The organism is Bacillus arachidis (genome assembly GCF_030285945.1).
Taxonomy (GTDB): Bacteria; Bacillota; Bacilli; order Bacillales; family Bacillaceae_G; genus Bacillus_A; species Bacillus_A arachidis.
In genome coordinates this window covers 376568-395579 of record NZ_CP127376.1, presented here as the reverse complement: position 1 = coordinate 395579, position 19012 = coordinate 376568, and the positions used below count along the sequence as shown (strand labels likewise).

19 protein-coding genes and 1 pseudogene are annotated in these 19012 nt (G+C 35.0%); 6 read left to right on the top strand and 14 right to left on the bottom strand.

Annotation, left to right across the window (positions count from 1 at the left end):
- Nucleotides 1-14: 14 nt before the first annotated feature.
- From QRY57_RS03750 to QRY57_RS03715, 8 genes are all read right to left on the bottom strand, one after another.
- Nucleotides 15-794 carry a nucleotidyltransferase domain-containing protein gene (locus QRY57_RS03750; RefSeq protein ID WP_286016686.1) on the bottom strand — a complete coding sequence of 260 codons (780 nt, stop codon included), beginning with the start codon at nucleotides 792-794 and terminating at the stop codon, nucleotides 15-17.
- Between the two features lie 111 nt (nucleotides 795-905).
- Entirely contained in the window at nucleotides 906-2015 is a 1110-nt protein-coding gene (locus QRY57_RS03745; RefSeq protein ID WP_286016685.1) for a PRK06851 family protein, read from the bottom strand.
- Between the two features lie 190 nt (nucleotides 2016-2205).
- Nucleotides 2206-2586 (bottom strand): hypothetical protein, encoded by a 381-nt coding sequence (locus QRY57_RS03740; RefSeq protein ID WP_286016684.1) that lies wholly within the window; start codon nucleotides 2584-2586, stop codon nucleotides 2206-2208.
- A 346-nt stretch (nucleotides 2587-2932) separates the two neighbouring features.
- On the bottom strand, nucleotides 2933-4198 hold the full coding sequence (locus QRY57_RS03735; protein WP_090692523.1) for an S-adenosylmethionine decarboxylase related protein: 1266 nt from the start codon (nucleotides 4196-4198) through the stop codon (nucleotides 2933-2935).
- 271 nt (nucleotides 4199-4469) lie between these two features.
- Nucleotides 4470-5138 carry an LSm family protein gene (locus QRY57_RS03730; protein WP_286016683.1) on the bottom strand — a complete coding sequence of 223 codons (669 nt, stop codon included), beginning with the start codon at nucleotides 5136-5138 and terminating at the stop codon, nucleotides 4470-4472.
- 238 nt (nucleotides 5139-5376) lie between these two features.
- On the bottom strand, nucleotides 5377-5829 hold the full coding sequence (locus QRY57_RS03725) for a spore coat protein (protein WP_090692528.1): 453 nt from the start codon (nucleotides 5827-5829) through the stop codon (nucleotides 5377-5379).
- Nucleotides 5830-5866: 37 nt separating this feature from the next.
- Nucleotides 5867-6373 (bottom strand): spore coat protein, encoded by a 507-nt coding sequence (locus tag QRY57_RS03720; protein WP_286016682.1) that lies wholly within the window; start codon nucleotides 6371-6373, stop codon nucleotides 5867-5869.
- A gap of 334 nt (nucleotides 6374-6707) precedes the next feature.
- Nucleotides 6708-6947, bottom strand: coding sequence for a helix-turn-helix domain-containing protein (locus QRY57_RS03715; protein WP_090692530.1), 240 nt, complete (start codon nucleotides 6945-6947; stop codon nucleotides 6708-6710).
- Between the two features lie 153 nt (nucleotides 6948-7100).
- Between QRY57_RS03715 and QRY57_RS03710 the strand changes: the two genes are divergently transcribed.
- Entirely contained in the window at nucleotides 7101-7469 is a 369-nt protein-coding gene (locus tag QRY57_RS03710) for a hypothetical protein (RefSeq protein ID WP_026592589.1), read from the top strand.
- A 304-nt stretch (nucleotides 7470-7773) separates the two neighbouring features.
- On the opposite strand, the gene QRY57_RS03705 is transcribed toward QRY57_RS03710, so the two are convergent.
- Nucleotides 7774-8823 carry an NAD(P)/FAD-dependent oxidoreductase gene (locus tag QRY57_RS03705; protein WP_026592590.1) on the bottom strand — a complete coding sequence of 350 codons (1050 nt, stop codon included), beginning with the start codon at nucleotides 8821-8823 and terminating at the stop codon, nucleotides 7774-7776.
- Nucleotides 8824-9147: 324 nt separating this feature from the next.
- Between QRY57_RS03705 and QRY57_RS03700 the strand changes: the two genes are divergently transcribed.
- From QRY57_RS03700 to QRY57_RS03690, 3 genes are read left to right on the top strand one after another with little or no spacing between them, the layout of a single operon-like run.
- The gene (locus tag QRY57_RS03700; RefSeq protein ID WP_098962540.1) at nucleotides 9148-10071 is read left to right on the top strand and encodes an iron-hydroxamate ABC transporter substrate-binding protein; all 924 of its coding nucleotides are present in this window, start codon (nucleotides 9148-9150) and stop codon (nucleotides 10069-10071) included.
- A 48-nt stretch (nucleotides 10072-10119) separates the two neighbouring features.
- Entirely contained in the window at nucleotides 10120-11154 is a 1035-nt protein-coding gene (locus tag QRY57_RS03695; RefSeq protein ID WP_286016681.1) for a FecCD family ABC transporter permease, read from the top strand.
- Nucleotides 11151-12152: a FecCD family ABC transporter permease gene (locus QRY57_RS03690; RefSeq protein WP_090692544.1), complete on the top strand. Its 1002-nt coding sequence runs from the start codon at nucleotides 11151-11153 to the stop codon at nucleotides 12150-12152. Before QRY57_RS03695 ends, QRY57_RS03690 begins: the two co-directional genes overlap by 4 nt.
- A 27-nt stretch (nucleotides 12153-12179) precedes the next feature.
- On the opposite strand, the pseudogene QRY57_RS03685 reads toward QRY57_RS03690, so the two are convergent.
- Nucleotides 12180-12338, bottom strand: a pseudogene (locus tag QRY57_RS03685) (DeoR/GlpR family DNA-binding transcription regulator); the annotation flags it as partial.
- Between the two features lie 353 nt (nucleotides 12339-12691).
- Between QRY57_RS03685 and ahpC the strand changes: the two are divergent.
- Both ahpC and ahpF read left to right on the top strand, forming a co-directional pair.
- The gene (gene ahpC, locus QRY57_RS03680; protein WP_026592594.1) at nucleotides 12692-13255 is read left to right on the top strand and encodes an alkyl hydroperoxide reductase subunit C; all 564 of its coding nucleotides are present in this window, start codon (nucleotides 12692-12694) and stop codon (nucleotides 13253-13255) included.
- A 14-nt stretch (nucleotides 13256-13269) separates the two neighbouring features.
- Nucleotides 13270-14796, top strand: a complete 1527-nt coding sequence (gene ahpF, locus QRY57_RS03675) for an alkyl hydroperoxide reductase subunit F (protein ID WP_286016680.1) — start codon at nucleotides 13270-13272, stop codon at nucleotides 14794-14796.
- A gap of 52 nt (nucleotides 14797-14848) precedes the next feature.
- Here ahpF and QRY57_RS03670 read toward each other — a convergent pair whose 3' ends face one another.
- The 4 genes from QRY57_RS03670 to QRY57_RS03655 form a co-directional block, all read right to left on the bottom strand.
- Nucleotides 14849-15457: an SAM-dependent methyltransferase gene (locus QRY57_RS03670; protein ID WP_026592596.1), complete on the bottom strand. Its 609-nt coding sequence runs from the start codon at nucleotides 15455-15457 to the stop codon at nucleotides 14849-14851.
- A 498-nt stretch (nucleotides 15458-15955) separates the two neighbouring features.
- Nucleotides 15956-16819 (bottom strand): MurR/RpiR family transcriptional regulator, encoded by an 864-nt coding sequence (locus QRY57_RS03665; protein WP_026592597.1) that lies wholly within the window; start codon nucleotides 16817-16819, stop codon nucleotides 15956-15958.
- Between the two features lie 25 nt (nucleotides 16820-16844).
- A complete protein-coding gene (locus QRY57_RS03660) occupies nucleotides 16845-17741 on the bottom strand; it encodes an N-acetylglucosamine kinase (RefSeq protein ID WP_286016679.1) in 897 nt (298 codons plus the stop codon).
- Nucleotides 17742-17910: 169 nt separating this feature from the next.
- On the bottom strand, nucleotides 17911-18996 hold the full coding sequence (locus tag QRY57_RS03655; protein ID WP_098962542.1) for a DUF871 domain-containing protein: 1086 nt from the start codon (nucleotides 18994-18996) through the stop codon (nucleotides 17911-17913).
- Between the last annotated feature and the right edge of the window lie 16 nt (nucleotides 18997-19012).

The window sequence follows — 19012 nt, the reverse complement described above, 5'->3', positions numbered from 1 at the left end:
AGCAACACACCAAATTATCGGTGCTCTGTTCCCCTCTTAAATAATATATCCCTAAATAAATCATTCAACTTCTCAACTTCAATGCCCTTTCCTTTTTCAATTTCTTTTACATATTCTTGATAATAAGAAATCTGCTCCTCCAAAAATTCATTTAATAATGTAATTTTCGGGCCAGCATCCAGCTCGACACCACTTTTTTTCTTTATTAGTAAATCATTAATCTCAGCTAGAAGATTTTGTTTTAACGCCAGTTTATTCATTAACTTCTCAAACTCTACAGGCGGCAATGTCCCTTTCTCTTCTAACCATTTGCAAGCTAAAATAGGACGTAATACATAGAAGTATTTTTTTAACTTCACACTCTCTTCTTGTAGAAATTCACGATAGTTTTTTGAAGCCATATGTAAGTAATGATACATTGTTGCCTTTGGATCAAAATCATCTTCGCTTATTTTTTGTAAACGTTCTGGAAGATCCGAGTTCTTAGAGTAAAAGATTGGCGAACGGATCCACTCTAATAATGCAGGATTTGATTTTGCAAATAGCTGCAAGGCTTTTCGAATATCCCAGCCACTTATATCCAATGCATCACTAATTGGATATTCAATGACATCACGCTTCTCATTAATAGATAAATACCAATCTACTTGATGAATATATACAAATCTAACATCATAATCACTATCTTTCGACGGAAATCCCCATGCCCGGCTTCCAGATTCTACTGCAAATAAAATGTTCACATCGTTCTCTTTCTCGATTTTCTCTAATTCCAATTGAATTTTATCTCTCATATGTATCACCCTCATATTCTGATCATTTCCCTGGAAATTCGACAACTATAATACTAATTCTACTACATTTCAAAATAGCTGTCAGGAATTCCCTGACAGCCCAAAACCTTCCTACTTTTGCTTCTGAGTATCAACCTCTGCAAGTCGCTCAAATTCTCTTTGTATTTCTTTTTTATATTCCTCTACCTTTGAAAAGTCCATAGCAGCAATATAAATCCGCTCTAACTTATCTCGTACTGCTTTTGCTTTTGCCAAGAAGGACATCGCCTCATTCATTTTTGTTTTATATTGAATCGAAACATTGCGAATTTCTGTAGCATATTTTTCATCTGTTCCGGGATTAACAATGAGATCATACATATCAATAACCTTGTCACCTTCTCGCTCTGGAAAATACTCATGTGGTGCTGTGCTGTCAAAGATTGCAAATCCCAACTCTCTTACAATAATCATATCTAGACTATATGGATCAAATCCACAATGATATACTTCAACTTCAAAACCTTTTTCTTCTGCTGCCGCTGCTATTTTTTTTAACATCGTAGATTTCCCTGACCCAGGGCGCCCTTTTATAAAGTAACGATGAGGAATCCCTTCAGTTAAATTCGGAACAAAATCAACCGCACCTTTTGGTGTCGCTGCTCCTAAGAAACGGTGCTTTACAACCGCCTGCATTCCTTTGTTAGTTGCAAATAACTTTTGTATAAGCTGATTTGTTACTTCATTCGCTTTTTCAAAATCAATATTATCAATATAAATTTTCTCCCAATCATCGTGTATAGCTAATGCCTCTTTGAAACAAGCATACGCTGATTGAAAGGCACCGCTGGCTTCCGATATATAACGTGTAATCGCATCTTTATGTTTTCGTAACTTTTCTGAATCCCACGCAACGCCTAAGTTTACATATTCTTCTACAACTCCAGGTGTTTTTGGCTCAATGACATGTGGTGCTGTTCCATCTACAATTCCTACTTTTAATTTGGGGATAATAACACCATCGATGGATTTGTTATCAGAAGAACAATGCAAAAATTCAATATCATATCCTCTTCCAGTCCACTCATGCCCAATTGCTTTCATCAGTGAGGATTTCCCTGTCCCTGGACCACCTTTCAAGATGAAAAGCCTTTCCAATCCACTTAAGTTTTCCTCGTATAGGCTATAAAAACCTCTAGCTGTATTACCACCAGCATAATAATTTAAAATCTTCCCTGTCACTGCACTCACTCCTTTGCAGCAGTTTACTTACATAAACCACCATATGCTGGAATCCTTAGTTGGGTGAATACCTATTTTTATTCTTGAAACAAAACGCTTTTTCTTTTCGGCAGCACCATTAAAAATAGTGACGGTGCTTTTGCTAGAGCATTCGCGGTTATTTTCTAATTCAACAAAAAAGCAGAGATCATCATTGATCTCTGCTTCGATATTTTCGATTCAAGTTAAGAAAAAACTGTTCAACCCGAGGACGAATCCAGGCAAAATAGTCTTTATCTTTCTTTTTCGCACAAATAATTTCTTCTCCATCAACCATTCCGACAAGCTCTAGTTCTAACAATTGCCTCGCAAATTCCAAAATATTTACTTCTTCTTTTGGATACTCTTCCTTTAGCTTTTCTTCAATTTCTCCCAATAAAAAGCCGTCACGCATCATTGCAAGTGCATCAACACAAAGTGGCGGCATTTCATATTTTTCTCCTGTAATTGTATCTTTTACAATATAATTCTTTTGATCTTTTTGAAATTGAATCGTGTGTAAACATACGGTCGAATTTAATGTTAGTTCCATCGTACCACCTCTGTCATAATATCAACATAGAAAAAAGGATGCATGTGCACCCCTCTTTTTTAATTCACATAAACCCAACTTGTTATAACCATTCGTACAAGTAAAAACTACAAACCGGTACATGAGTAATAAAACTTCATGTCGATATTTTCCTCCATTATAAACTAAGTATTTTATAAAAAAAAGCATTCTTATAACTTTTCATAAAATGTTTATATTTACACAACAAGAGCACTTTTCTGAAAAGTGCTCTTGTTTTTAAATTCTATATATTTGGCAAGGTTACTTGGCTTTTTCCCTGTATCAATATAATAAAGGGAGTGCCCCTTCTTTAACAAATAGTTAATTAGATCCACTTCACTCGCTCATGAAGCAATCCATCTGTAAATGAATTATCACCTATCACAAAATCGTTCATATAAACACGTAAATATTCACCATATTTGCTTTTTGTATTAAGTAATAATTCCTCAACATAATATGCACCTGGTGAAAATATATCTAACAGCAGGCTGGACAAACCAGCATAAATGCCACAACCAACCTGAAAATAAGTTGCATTCGTCTTATATTTCTGAAAAACCTCACTACTATTCATTACATTATACATATATTTTTCATTGTCTTCATAAACAAGTAACACACCAACTAAATCCTCTCCAGCTATTTCGTCCTCTGCCGGATTAAAAACCTTTCGATTCCAATTCCATAATTTATCCACATCATCTAGATTTTTTCGAATTAAATCTGTTGTATATTCATTAATACGGTAAAGGAAACCTACTTCCATATCAAATGTTTTTCCAAGAATAAGAACTTCTTCATGTGGCATTAGACAACCATGAAACTCTTTCTCTCCTAATCTCACCTTATACTCCGAAGCATATACATCCTCATAAAAATAGATTGGTCGATGATGACTTACATACATTGGATAACTTAATATCGCTTCATCAAGAAAACGTTCTACAGCCCATGAAGCATAAAGAGTATTGGGTTTTATAAGATTTTGGTCTGCAAAGAAAGAATAATCATGCTCTATAATATAACATGCTCGTGGTTTTTTCTCTGGTTGTTCTTTCATAAGCTGTACAACCATCCATTGAACAACACCGGGATTCATTCCTGATCCTATAATAGCTCTTGTGTTTGTAAATTTATTTTTTTCCTTTTCAAATCTCGTATAGCGTTCCGTAAGCTGAAACCCCATTAAACTATCATCTTGATCAACCTGTTCATTCTCTAAAGCTGAATTTATATAAGAAATTCCTAATTCATTACAACAACTCAGTATACTAATTGTATCTGCTCCAGAAACGTCGATAACTACACCAGTATCCGTTTGCTGTAAATGCTGTTTAAACAGTACCGAATTTTGAAGATTTATTTCATGAAGAAAGAATTTGTCCTTCAAGTTTGGAAATAATTCATCATAATAATTTTTTTCCTTTTGCTTTATATCAACAAGATGAAACTTTAAATCTTTTATCACGGAATAAATAGGATCATTGATATTTACCACAGATTGGTTTAACACTGCCAATACTGCTTTAGCTGCTCCACCGCCACTACCAAGTAATGTAATTGAAAATGAATGTTTAAGCTGACTCACTTTGAAAACTCCTTTAATATTTAATTAGATAATACATAATTTATTCAATTTTGAAAGGGTAGCTTGGACATAATAAACATGCTCGTACACATTTTTTATTATGAAAATATGCCTTATTAATTCATAACTCTATAAATACAAATTGAAAAAACGACATGCAACCTTTCTTTTTAGGTTGAAGTACTACTCCCCATCCGAATGGGAAGACAAAAATAGGCTCGACCTTTTCTTTTACATGCATAAAAGAAAAGGTCGAGCCATCATAACAAACTTACGGAAAATGAACCGATTTTACATGTTGAATATTTAAATATACTTTTTCATCACGCGCCTTAATCAATTCAATATGACCGTCTTCAATTTTTGTCATCTTCCCTATTTTATTTGAGCGCTCTCCTAAATCGAACACCATAATTTTCCCTGCTACTTTGATTAGCTGTTCTTCAAATGTTCTAGCTAGTGTAATATTTAATGGATTAACTGGAAGTTCATTTTTATTGAGGGCATACGGAATTTGATTTTCTTGATAGGGGATTAACCATTTTAAATGTTTTAAAGAAACATATACTGTTTTGTACACGGGGCTATAGAATACTAAATAGTCATTCATAATACTTGTAACATAACCATGAATAGCGTAATCACCAGCTACATAAATCTCCGTAAAAATCCCTTTTGATGTACTCAAGACTTTCCTTAGAGAAATTGATGGTGACTCTCTTTTAATAACAGAATCTGTTTCTGGCTTTTGTATTTCGGCCATAGGACTCTCCAAAAATTTATAATATTGAATATGATATGAAGAAATATAGATATAATCTTTCCCATCATAAATAACGACAATATCATTGCCTACATCAATTAATAATCCTTTAAACCTTTTCTCACCGATTAATTTAACATAGATATATTCTCCAATATTTTTGCTTAGGTCATTCATCTGTGTCCTCCTTTCTACAAATACTAATTTTGACAATATCGCTAAAAATAAGATTGATTATGGCCTATTTATAGCACACATTGCTTTTTCACATTTCTAATGACGGAATACAAACATGATCCATTTCTCACAAAAAATGTGCGGGACATGTAACCAATATTATAAGAAAAAACAAGACCTATTGAGCAGTCTCCATTCTCGACCCTTGTTTCCATATGCCCCTTCTTATTTTTAATAATTAATTTTCTTCTTCATTTTTCTTATTTTTAGTAATTTGATTTACATTTTTAATGTGAAATGTAACAATGTAAATCACTTCATCGCGGTTCACTAATGTAATATATTCATCATTCACTTCACTTAATATACCTTCAACACTTTCTGGACCACCACGATTAATTTTTACCCACTTATGCTTCAAAGTAGCAAGTATATCTTGAAAAGCTTGCCCCGTCACATATGGCTGCTCGATAAAATTAGCGGCAACACCTAGTTCTTTTGCTTTATTTATCACGCTTTTAACATGCTCTTGTTGATAATAAACAACTTCACCTGTATTGGCTTGAAGAACAAGATAGTCATCTCCAACCGCTAACAACACACCAGTGCGACTCTCTGGTCCGCCGAGGTTCACTTTTACTCCTTGATACACCAAGCCTTTAATTTGATTGAAAGGCTGTATATTTTTCAATTCCGCTCCTCCTTTTCCTCTTTTTCCTTCTTTATCATTATCGGTTTCGACTCGACTGTCTTGTTGCTCTTGCTCTATATTGTTGATTATTTGATTGATTATCTTCATCCTCTTCTGCTTGTACTTGTAAACCGTAATTTATGCTTTTAATATGATAATGAGCAATCTGTACAACTTCCTCTTTTACGATTAATGTTACAAATTCACAAGATACATCTTGTAAAATCCCTTCAATTTTTTCAGGACCACCGCGATTAATTTTCACCCAACGATATTTTAAGTTTTGGAGTAAGCCGTGAAAATCATCACTTTCTACAAATGTTGGTAAACTTACAATTTCCACACCGCTCTCCTTTACATTCCTTGTAATACTTTTAATATGCTCTAACTGATAATAGAAAACCGTTCCACTTTCACTTAACAAGACAAAGTAATCAGAATAAACCGAAATCACTGTACCTTTTTGGGACTCTGGTCCACCTCGATTCACTCTAACACTCTCTCCAATCAATCCATACAGCAAATCACTACTAAGCTCGCTCATGAGAAAACTCCTTTCATTCATTTATAAGTCGTTTGCACTGATAGTATATGTATCTGTACATGTTACGTTCTCTATGATTGTCCCATTATATAAAAATATGTTTTTAACACGGAGGTACATTTATCCAATATGTATGTCTCTTATGTACAAAAGACTAACAGGGCTCCTATCAATACCTAGCATGATATCGGCCTCCATTTATGCACATTCTTTTACTATTTCCGCATAAAAAAATACCGTTTCAAGATACTGATTCTACACATCTTGAAACGGTATTTTTAAAAATGATTCTGTATAGCTTTTCATAGGATACTACACCATAGACCCATGAATTTTAATCTTCGTCTTTTACATCCATATCCTCTGGAATTGGCTCATTTAATATTTCCTCTACTAACTGTTTATATTTTTCCATCTGCTCTAAATGCGTATTGAACTGTTCTTTATTCAGCAAATATTGCTCACCGTCATATACGGCTCGAATCCGTTTTTGCTGAATCAATTCTTCAATGTAAGCTTCCGGAAGATTTAAATATTCTGCTGCTTCTTTTACCGTTATATACAATTGTTTCATTCCCTTATTATTTTTTATGTCTAGATCATTATAAAAGATTTTGTAAATACAAATCAAAAAGCAGGTAGATGCATTCCATATCTTGTATAGTAATATAGAGGATATAAAAAATACAGATGGCACTTATCCATTTACAAAAAGGGGAGTTAACATATGGCTACTCATCACATCATTACAATGTTAGAGCAAGCATTACAATCTGAAACAACAAACACCGCTGCTCAGCTTTCTAAAGATTTACCAAAAAGAATTATTGAGCAAAGAAAGGCTATAAATGAAAACGTGAACTATAGTACAATTGGAGAATGGTATCAAAATCATTTCTTATTCCAACAAGATGATTTTCTTTGGGCTAAATATGCTTACTATGATGCATACTGCGAGGCATTACAAAATCAGGGCCGACTTACAAAACGTGTACGCCACATACTAGAATCTGTTGCTAGAAAACATGGTAAACAATACATTGCCTCTGTGCAAAACAAGCAATTTCCTGATCATTACGCACAAGGAACAGCATGATTTTCCTTGCCTTAAGAAAGTAGATAAACAAACAAAGGATTTATAAATAAATCGTTCACGTCTCTATACTCTCTTCTTTCAAAATACATGTAAAAGACGTGCACTGAAGAAACCGGTGTAATACAAATGAGAAAAAAGATAGAAAACAGATAAACACCCAGCCTACTTCCTTACTTAATAAAGATAAGAAAGTAACTGGGTGTTTATCTATTACAAAGATATTTATTTCAAATCCCTCATCATTCATTTACGCATTTTTCTCTATTCATTTCTTTCTTTTCTTTGGCCTTCTCAGCACAACCCATTATTTCACCATTTGCTTAATAAGTTCTCGGTTACGCTGTTTGAAAACATCATTATGTGAAGAAACCATTCCATATTCACTCGCATCTGGTTGAATAAATTGTTTCGCCTTATTTACAGCATTGCCACCATCTTGGAAGGCCCCAGCAATTAAGTGCAATTTCCCTTCATGCTTTAGAATATCCCCAGCAGCATATAACCCTTCTATGGAAGATTCACTGCTTGCACTCCCAGCAATAAAATAATTATCAACGATTTCAACATTTAGCTCACTATTTTCCAATAACGTCATATCACGTTCATACCCATGATTAATAATGATTTCATCAATAGATAAATGAGAAACTTCACCTGTTTCTTGATTCGTTAACTCAATATATTCGATTACTTCGTGATTATCATCAGCCATCAACTTTGTAATAGACGTATTAAAGAAACACTCTACCGAACTATTCATAAGTTGAGTAACTTGTGCTTCGTGGCCAGCTAAAGCATCTTTTCTATATGTTAAATAAACCTTTTTCGCAATGGGTTCTAATTCATTTGCCCAATCTATCGCAGAGTTTCCTCCTCCTGAAATAATTACAGTCTTATCTTTAAAACGCTTTAAGGATTTTACAGTATAATTTAAATTTGAGACTTCAAACCTCTCTGCACCTTCGATTGCTAACTTTTGTGGTTTCAATATTCCACTTCCAGTAGCTACAATAACTGTTTTTGAAAAATGCTTTTGACCAGAGAAAGTTGTTAGTATAAAAATTCCCTCTTCATTTCGAGTGATTGATTCTACCTTTTCATTCAACACTACTTTTGGATGAAATGTTAACCCTTGCTCCACAAGTTGCTCAATTAACCGCGCTCCAGTAACTGGTGGCAATCCCCCGATATCCCAAATCATTTTTTCCGGATAAACATGTATCTTTCCACCTAACTGTGGCTGAAATTCAATTATCTTTGTTTTCATTTCTCTTAGTCCACTATAAAACGCTGAGTAAAGCCCTGCTGGACCTCCTCCAATCACGGTCACATCAAATAACTCTTCTTGATTCATTTCCGTTCACTCCTCATTCATTGAACAAAATTGATTATCATTATCAATAAAATATATCTTTTTTTCGTTAAATTTACAATTAAAAATACTATTGACAAGACAAAAAGATAAAATTATATTATTTAAAGAGTTAATATTGATAATCATTATCAATATGTAAACTATTAACAAAATTGGTGGGAAAATAAAGATTCATTTTTAGATCAATCAAGTATTTTATTCTTATAAATCTCGATATCAAGATTTATAAGAATAATTAATAGCGAGACACCTAGCTTGTTAAAAATCTATACATTACAAACACTTTATAGAAGGAGAAGAAAAATGAAAAAATTATTCATTTCACTTACAGTTCTATTTGTACTCGTTATGAGTGCTTGTAGCAATGGCTCTACAGATAAGAAAAATGCTTCAAATGCAAAGGAAAGTAAAACAGAAACAATTACATACCAATCTGAAAACGGGAAAGTTGAAGTTCCCGCAAATCCAAAACGTGTTGTTGTACTATCATCATTCGCAGGTAACGTAATGTCTTTAGGTGTAAATCTTGTTGGTGTAGATTCTTGGTCTAAAATGAATCCACGTTTCGAGAAACAATTAAAAGATGTTACAGAAGTATCTGATGAAAATATTGAAAAAATCATCGAATTAAATCCAGATTTAATCATTGGTTTATCAAACGTTAAAAATATAGATAAGTTAAAGAAAATCGCCCCTACTGTAACATTCACATATGGAAAAGTAGACTACTTAACACAACATTTAGAAATCGGTAAACTACTAAATAAAGAAAAAGAAGCACAAGCTTGGGTCGATGATTTCAAAAAACGTGCACAAACTGCAGGAAAAGATATTAAAGCAAAAATTGGTGAAGATACAACCGTTTCTGTTATCGAAAACTTTGACAAACAAATTTATGTATTTGGTGATAACTGGGGACGTGGAACGGAAATTCTTTATCAAGAAATGAAATTAAAAATGCCTGAAAAAGTAAAAGAAAAAGCGCAAAAAGATGGATACTATGCATTATCTGCTGAGGTTCTACCTGAATATGCTGGAGATTACTTAATCGTAAGTAAAAACAATGATGCAAATAATTCATTCCAAGAAACAGAATCGTATAAAAATATTCCAGCTGTTAAAAACAATAAAGTTTTTGAAGTAAATGCAAAAGAATTCTACTTTAATGATCCAATTACGTTAGATTTTCAATTAGATTTCTTCAAAAAAAGCTTTCTTGGTAAATAATACAACAATGAGGAATTCTTATTTTAAGAATTCCTCTTCCTTTATTCTATGAAAAGAAAAGATGTGAAACTGATGACAAAAGACAATCTACGTTCCACCTCCTTTATATACAAGTTCATTTTAGGAATCATTATGTTCTTCCTTATTTTTATGATTGCCATGGTATTTGGCGCAGCAGATACCACCATACAAGATGTATGGACCGCACTTACTTCTAACGCTACTGGAGAAAAGCTCTCCCTCATCCGTGAACTTCGGCTACCCCGTGAAATTGCAGCCATTTTTGTTGGAGCTGGGCTCGCTGTTTCTGGTGCAATTATGCAAGGCATAACGCGAAACCCACTCGCTGATCCAGGATTACTTGGGCTAACTGGTGGCGCCAACGCTGCCTTGGCGATTACAATTGCCTTTATCCCTTCTGCAAACTATCTTCATATAATGATTGCTTGTTTTATTGGTGCCGCTGTCGGGGCCATTATGGTCTTCGGAATTGGTATGATGAAAAAAGGTGGCCTTTCTCCTCTTCGTATTGTACTCGCTGGTGCCGCGGTTTCAGCATTTTTAATCGCGATTTCAGAGGGCATTGGGATTTACTTTAAAATTTCACAAGATGTATCTATGTGGACTGCCGGAGGAGTAATCGGAACATCATGGAGCCAACTGCAGGTCATTGTTCCAGTTATTTCAATTAGTATATTCATAGCAATCTTATTTTCAAAGAAACTGACTATTCTTAGCCTAAGCGAAGAAGTTGCAGTCGGATTAGGTCAAAAAATTATCGTCATTAAAATCATTCTTTTTATCGTTATCATTTTACTTGCTGGTGCTTCTGTTGCACTTGTTGGAAATACGGCATTTATAGGTTTAATGGTACCTCATATGGTCCGTCCTATTGTCGGACCTGACTATCGGTTTGTTATACCGATGTCTGCCATTACCGGTGCTTCTTTTATGTTATTAGCAGACACACTTGGACGTACAATCAACGCACCGTATGAGACGCCAATCGCTGCAATTACCGCAATAGTAGGCTTACCATTCTTCCTATTTATCGTACGTAAAGGAGGAAGATCGTTCTCATGATTCAACAATCTAAAAAACAACGAGTAATTGTGCTCATCTTACTTATACTTATTGCAACAACCATCACAATTGGAATGGGCCTAGGGGCTGCTTCGCTATCCTATGATAGGCTACTGCCGACACTTTTTGGCCAAGGCACATTTAAAGAAGAGTTTATTTTATTTTCTCTTCGATTACCTAGAATTGTAATTACACTATTAGCTGGTATGGCTCTTGCACTATCAGGAGCTATACTACAAGGCATAACGCGTAATGATTTAGCTGAACCTGGTATTATCGGTATTAATTCAGGAGCAGGTGTTGCAATTGCCCTTTTCTTTTTATATTTTCCAATAGATGCAGGGTCATTTGTTTACTTACTACCAATTGTTGGATTTATCGGCGCCTTTATTACAGCTTGTCTCATCTATGCATTTTCATATAGTAAAACTGCCGGACTTCAGCCGATAAGACTGACACTAACAGGAATTGGATTTTCATTCGCTCTTTCTGGAATAATGATTGTACTTATTTCATCTGCTGAACGTGCAAAAGTAGACTTTATCGCAAAGTGGATTGCTGGTAACATTTGGGGGGACGACTGGATTTTTGTTTTCGCACTCCTTCCATGGTTAGCTGTGCTCATTCCATTTACTCTCTATAAAGCAAATCGATTGAATCTCCTTGCATTAAACGAGCATGTAGCAATTGGTGTTGGTGTCGCACTCGAAAAAGAACGCCGCTCACTCCTTATAGCAGCCGTTGCATTAGCTGCTTCTGCCGTTTCGGTCACAGGAGGAATCGCCTTTATCGGACTCATGGCTCCTCACATCGCAAAATCTTTAGTCGGGCCGAGACATCAATTATTTATTCCTGTAGCCATTCTAATCGGTGGCTGGTTATTGTTACTGGCAGACACGGTTGGTCGTAATATTGTAGAACCAAGCGGTATTCCTGCTGGGATTATGGTTGCTTTAATTGGAGCTCCTTATTTTATGTATTTGTTACTTAAAAAATAAAACCCCCCCTTGAGAATGAATTTTTTCTCAAGGGGTTTTTTGTTCACTTGATTTGCTAAGCATTGCTTGTTTCGCTTCCCCTTCATCGATAGACGTATCTGTCAAACCTTCATGAAAGCTCAGCGTTTTACTTGAAATAAAGGCTTTATCAATATAAATTGACTCTAAATACTGTTTTAAAGAAGCTCCCCTAACAGATAAAAATTTTCACTAAATGAGGTTATGGAAAAAGACCGGCTTGAAATTTCAAATAATATTCAAATTAGAGTTAGCGTTATTGATGGTATCTTTTACTATAATAGAATGAAAGGAAACAATAAATTTTACCAGTATCGCATCTATTTTAAGGGAAAAAACATTACATTTCTAAAACAATTGATAATTATTTTCAATAAAGTTATACATTTCCCTTGACAAAATAAACAATTTTATATGATAATTAATATCGAATTAGAATTATTATTGTTAATTTAAAAACTTTATTCTATGAGCAAGCTAATCTATAGTGCTCAAAACCCACATTTAGGAGGAATTTTAATATGTTATTAATCGGAACAGAAGTAAAACCGTTTAAAGCGAATGCTTACCATAATGGAGAGTTTATCCAAGTTACTGACGAAAGTTTCAAAGGAAAATGGAGCGTAGTTTGCTTCTACCCAGCAGACTTCACATTCGTATGCCCAACTGAACTTGAAGATTTACAAAACCAATACGGGGCTTTAAAAGAACTAGGCGCTGAAGTATACTCTGTATCTACAGACACTCACTTCACACATAAAGCATGGCATGATAGCTCAGAAACTATCGGCAAAATCGAATACATTATGATTGGCGACCCTACTCGCACAATCACTAGCAACTTCGACGTATTAGTTGAAGAAGAAGGTCTTGCTGCTCGTGCTACATTCATCATCGATCCAGACGGCGTTATCCAATCTGTGGAAATCAATGCTGACGGTATCGGCCGCGATGCAAGCATCCTTGCTAACAAAATTAAAGCAGCACAATACGTTCGTAACAATCCAGGCGAAGTTTGCCCAGCTAAATGGAAAGAAGGATCTGCAACACTTAAACCAAGCCTTGACCTTGTAGGCAAAATCTAAGGAGCCTGATCAAAATGATACTAGATGCAGATATAAAAACACAACTAACCCAATACCTTCAATTAATGGAGAACGATATTCTACTTAAAGTTAGCGCAGGATCCGATGACGTATCTAAAGATATGTTAGCTCTAGTAGATGAATTAGCTACTATGTCATCTAAGATTACAGTGGAAAAAGCTGAACTTGAAAGAACACCAAGCTTTAGCGTAAATCGCATCGGTGAAGACACTGGGGTAACTTTCGCTGGTATTCCTTTAGGACACGAATTTACTTCATTAGTGTTAGCGTTACTACAAGTGAGTGGACGTACTCCAAAGGTTGAACAAAAAGTAATCGATCAAGTTAAAAACATTCAAGGTGCATATCATTTTGAATCTTATATCAGCTTAAGCTGTCATAACTGCCCGGATGTTGTACAAGCACTTAATGTAATGAGCGTTCTTAACCCTGGTATTACACATACTATGATTGACGGCGCTGCATTTAAAGAAGAAGTGGAAAGCAAAGACATCATGGCAGTACCCACTGTTTACTTAAATGGTGAATCCTTCGGCAGTGGTCGTATGACACTTGAAGAAATTCTAGCTAAGATGGGTAATGGTCCTGACGCATCAGAGTTTTCTGATAAAGATCCATACGATGTTCTTGTTGTTGGTGGCGGTCCAGCTGGTGCAAGTGCAGCAATTTACGCAGCACGTAAAGGCATCCGCACAGGTATCGTTGCTGAGCGCTTCGGTGGTCAAGTAATGGATACAATGGGCATTGAGAACTTCATTAGCGTAAAACGCACTGAAGGTCCTAAGCTAGTAGCAAGCCTTGAAGAGCACGTAAAAGAGTACGATATTGATGTAATGAAATTACAACGTGCGAAACGTTTAGAAAAGAAAGAACTTATTGAAGTGGAACTTGAAAATGGCGCTGTTCTAAAAAGTAAGAGCGTAATCATTTCAACAGGTGCTCGTTGGCGCAATGTTGGCGTACCAGGTGAAGCTGAGTTCAAAAACAAAGGTGTAGCATACTGCCCTCACTGTGACGGTCCACTATTCGCTGGAAAACACGTAGCAGTTATCGGCGGCGGTAACTCTGGTATTGAAGCTGCAATCGACTTAGCAGGTATCGTAAAACACGTAACTGTTCTTGAGTTCATGCCAGAATTAAAAGCTGATGCTGTCTTGCAAGAACGTCTTTACAGCCTACCTAACGTAACGGTTCTAAAGAACGTTCAAACAAAAGAAATTACTGGTACTGACACAGTAAACGGTATTTCTTATATCGATCGTGAAACTGAAGAAGTTCATCATATTGAGCTTCAGGGTGTATTCGTTCAAATCGGTCTTGTACCAAACACAGATTGGTTAGGCGATACTGTTGAACGTGCTCGCGGTGAAATCGTAACAGACAAGCACGGTGCTACAAATGTACCGGGAGTGTTTGCTGCAGGCGACTGTACAAATAATCCGTACAAACAAATCATTATTTCTATGGGATCAGGAGCGAATGCAGCTTTAGGTGCATTTGATTATCTAATCCGAAATTAATGAACTGATATGAGCTTTACAAAAGCAGGTGTCTTATCGACACCTGCTTTCTTTATAATTCTAATCTATAAACTAAAAACCTCTCATTCCCGTTCTTCTCATAAGCTCCAGGCAATCTAACTTCCTTGTTCAGGTCAAAAGCAGTCTGATTCTCTAAGAAAAAGATATAATCTTCCGACGGATAATACAAAATAAGTTCAACATCCCTCTCTACTTCTTCTACCGAAAGCAAAATGTTATTCACTACGTTCATAAATACTTGCACTGAAAATGGATTAAAGAAATAAAATCGATTATCACGTGGATCAATTTCATATTCTTGTGCTAAACAACATTGAAATTGAACTTTATCCTTAATATTCTTCGATTTTCTTGCATAACGCTCACGGTTTTCCATTGCTTCCTTATAGAACTCTTCATTCATTTCAATCCCAACTGCTGAAGCACCGCACTTATGATGCATATAAAAGTTTAGTCGCCCTTTCCCGCACCCAAAGTCTACTATTCGATCATTACTACTTATTTCATATTGATTCAACAGTTCTTCTAGACCACTATATGGCGTTGGTTCATAGCGATGATAATGTAAAGATTTATTAAATCCTTTTTGTTCTCCAACTGTTTTTATATTTAATACCGCGTCATAATATTGTTCGTTCATGTGTTCACCCTACTCTCTACAAAAAGAATCTTGATACAATCCAGAATCTTTTCGATTTTCCGCCTTTTATTTTCTACGGAATCCAAATTACATGCGATCCAATTTTATCATATGAATCAATTTCATAATTTCCAATTCTAATATACCAAGGATTTTGAGGACACAAAAAGGAGTACTATTCCAAATTTTTGTATAATGCAAATAACGACACAAACCACAAACAAGAGAAGCCGTTAATTTCCTCTATGCCTATTATATGATTTAGAGCTAATAAGACGATTCCAAACGTTTTTTCTATCTTGATCATCGAACCTCCTATCGAAAGTACTTCAAAATCTTATCTTGATGGCGATGCTATGATTCTTCTAATAGTAAAAGTTATACAAAGAAAAAAGCCTTATCTTAAATAGACATAGGCTCTTTAAATAACAGTTCAATAACTACGCAGCGAAAATCACAGGTAAATAATTTGTAATGAGATTTATTACACTTTATATCTTAGAAGGATTTTTTTCCTGTGAATCTTAATACTGATTCTCTTGAACGTTCAATTTCTTTAATATTTTCATCATAATATTTTGATGCATATGCATAAAAGATTATGTCAATAGTCAGAAATTGTGCGAATAACGAACTAGTTGCTGCACTACGAAATTTTGCCTCTGGTGCACGAACATGTTGCAAAGACATATCGACTTTGTTAGTTAATCTGTTATTACCAAATCGTGATAATCCAATTGTTTGAATACCAGATGCTTTAGCAATATCAACAAGTTGCAGTACTTCTTCAGTTTCTCCACTATTAGATATACTGAAAAAAACACAATTTTTTGTGGATGCAGCAAGTGCTGTCGCCATGATATGTGCGTCTTGATTTGCACTTACAATCTTTCCTAAACGTAACCATTTATGAGTAATATCTTCCGCAACAAGCCATGAAGCTCCTAATCCATAGGCATAAATAACATCAGCATTTCTCATAGTTTCAACAATTTGATTAAGAATAACTTCATCTAAATAAATCGCTGTTTCTTGTATCGCCTGTACAGAGTTAGAGACTATTTTTTCTTTAATTTCCGCTATTGTTTCATTTGGTTCAATATCATAAAAACCTTTCTTCTCTGGTTGTGAGATATACGATGATAGAGATACCTTTAACTCCGAAAAACTAGCAATTTCGATAGAACGACAAAGTCTAGTGACCGCCGAACTACTAGCATTAGCATGCGCAGCTAATTCATGTATAGTCATTCTAATCACTTCTTGAGGATTGTCTAAAATATATTGTGCTATTTTCCCTTCAGACTTTGGTAATTGATGTAATAAACTCTCGATTTTTAACAATACATTTACAACATGCATATTGAATGGCTCCCTTACCTTTTAATTAACTCATATATTTCAGAGCTAAATAATATCCCCCTAATGTAGATGATACATCTTCTAAAATAAATTGGACTTTCGGTTTTTCTTGTTTAATATTTTCAATAAAGGCGGTTTGTACAGACGGTATATTAGTTAATATACCCCCTTTAATAGCAATTGTAACATTGTTATCAAAATTTAGTTTCTTCCAAACAGCAAGCGTAGTCTTGGCAAGGTGATAGCCCGCTTGCTTGAGAATATTCTCTGCAAAATCATCTCCTGCTTTTGCTTGTTGAACGATTATTGGAACAAATGACGCAATATCCGCTTTAGTTGAGGAATAAATAAATGTTTTTAATTCTAGTACATTCTGATAACCAAGTTTTGTTAGTACCAACTTAGTTAGGTCACTATAATTCCCTTCCCCATCTTCCTCTTGCGTCATTTTAATAAAAGCCTGCATAGCAATCCAATACCCACTTCCTTCATCTCCAAGAATATGTCCCCAACCACCTGCTAATTTTTCAATACCATTATGAATTCCAATACTAACAGAACCGGTTCCTGAAATTGTTAAAATACCATCTTTCCCTTTTAGTAAAGCTGCATGTGCAATAATTCCATCATTGACAATCGTAAACGGAATATGAAACGCCTCAGAGAGAGCATCTTTTATACCTTTTGTATTTTTAACCCCTCCATACCCGGCCAATCCTAGGCATATATACTGGCATTCTTCCTTTTTTAAAGGAACTAAGCATTGTTCAATCGCACTAATAATATTATGCATAGCTTGTTTTTCATCTAAAAGTAAATTTCCGAACCCTGCTTTACCTTCACTTATTTTTTCACCATTTAAATTATAAGCTACCGCTTCCGTTTTAGTACCTCCACCGTCTACTCCAATAATATAACTCATACAGGTTCCTCCTTGTGTATAAAGTGAAACTTTAATTAGTGGGGGTTTTCTTCATCCCCCACTGATTATCAGCCCTCACCAATCGGGCTTTTACGGACAGTATAAATAAAAAGGGAAGGAGCGTTCTGTCCCTTCCCTTTCCCTTACTTTGAGGTTTTTCTCGATAAAATCACTTAATTGAAAATTGGAATTTCTCCCAAGGATCGAGATAATCAAGGAGAAAAATTTCTTCTTCAACTATCCGGCCAACCACATTCGTTTTACCTGAATTCTCCATGTCTTTCAACGCAATCTGTAATTCACCCTTGTATTGTCCATATAGCTCATTCTCAATTAAAATGTCTCCTCTTCTAATATCAGGGGTATAGGTTGGTTTAAGTTCTTCTCGTTTATATTTTACACGTGATTGAGTCGAGCGAATAAGGTATTCTGAAACGTCTCCACGATAAAAATGAAATTCTTCCAGCACAATCTTTTTCTCTAACTCTGTAATCGTGTCATATAGTTCTATATGAAACGTTAGCAATTTACTGTTTAATGTACTGAGGGCTTCTAATTCAATCTTTGATGCATATGCGTTAGCAATAATCACATCATCTATTACTCCAGTTGCAAATAAGTGTTTGGCTTGCGTTACAATTGGTAATTCACGATGCATTTCTAATGTACATAAACCTTCTGTTACCGGCCAAGGTCCGTAAGTTGCTGCTTGTGAACTAATGAATGCTGCTGTACGAATATTATGGTGTTTAAATTGCTCACAGCATTTTAGAAAATGAGCATAGCTTAATCCCGCATAACGATGAGGATAGAAATTATGTGACCCTACTAAATTCTCTTTATTAGGCTTATAAGCAATGAGATTATCTAAATAATGCGTTGCATTGCTCATATTAATTTCAACTTTTAAATTATAGGGATTATGTGTCATAATGGACTCTTCAGTTCCTGTAAATCCCATATCTAGACGGATTCCGTACGCTCCTAAATCAGCAAAGAATGATAAGTCTTTATAGGAAATATCTAAATCTCCAAATACACGAGGAGATATATCAACCATTACTTCCATACCTAATTGATTTGCAAATGCAATTGTTTCTTTAAATTCCCTCATAATTTTTTCCTTATCACCTTCTACTGACAGCAAGCAAGTAAAGATTTTTTTAAATCCATATTTGTGTGCAAGTGCAATATACTCTATATCTTTTTCTACGGTTGAATGTTCTGGATAAATGGAGATACCTAATTTTCTCATCTTTACATCACCTTTA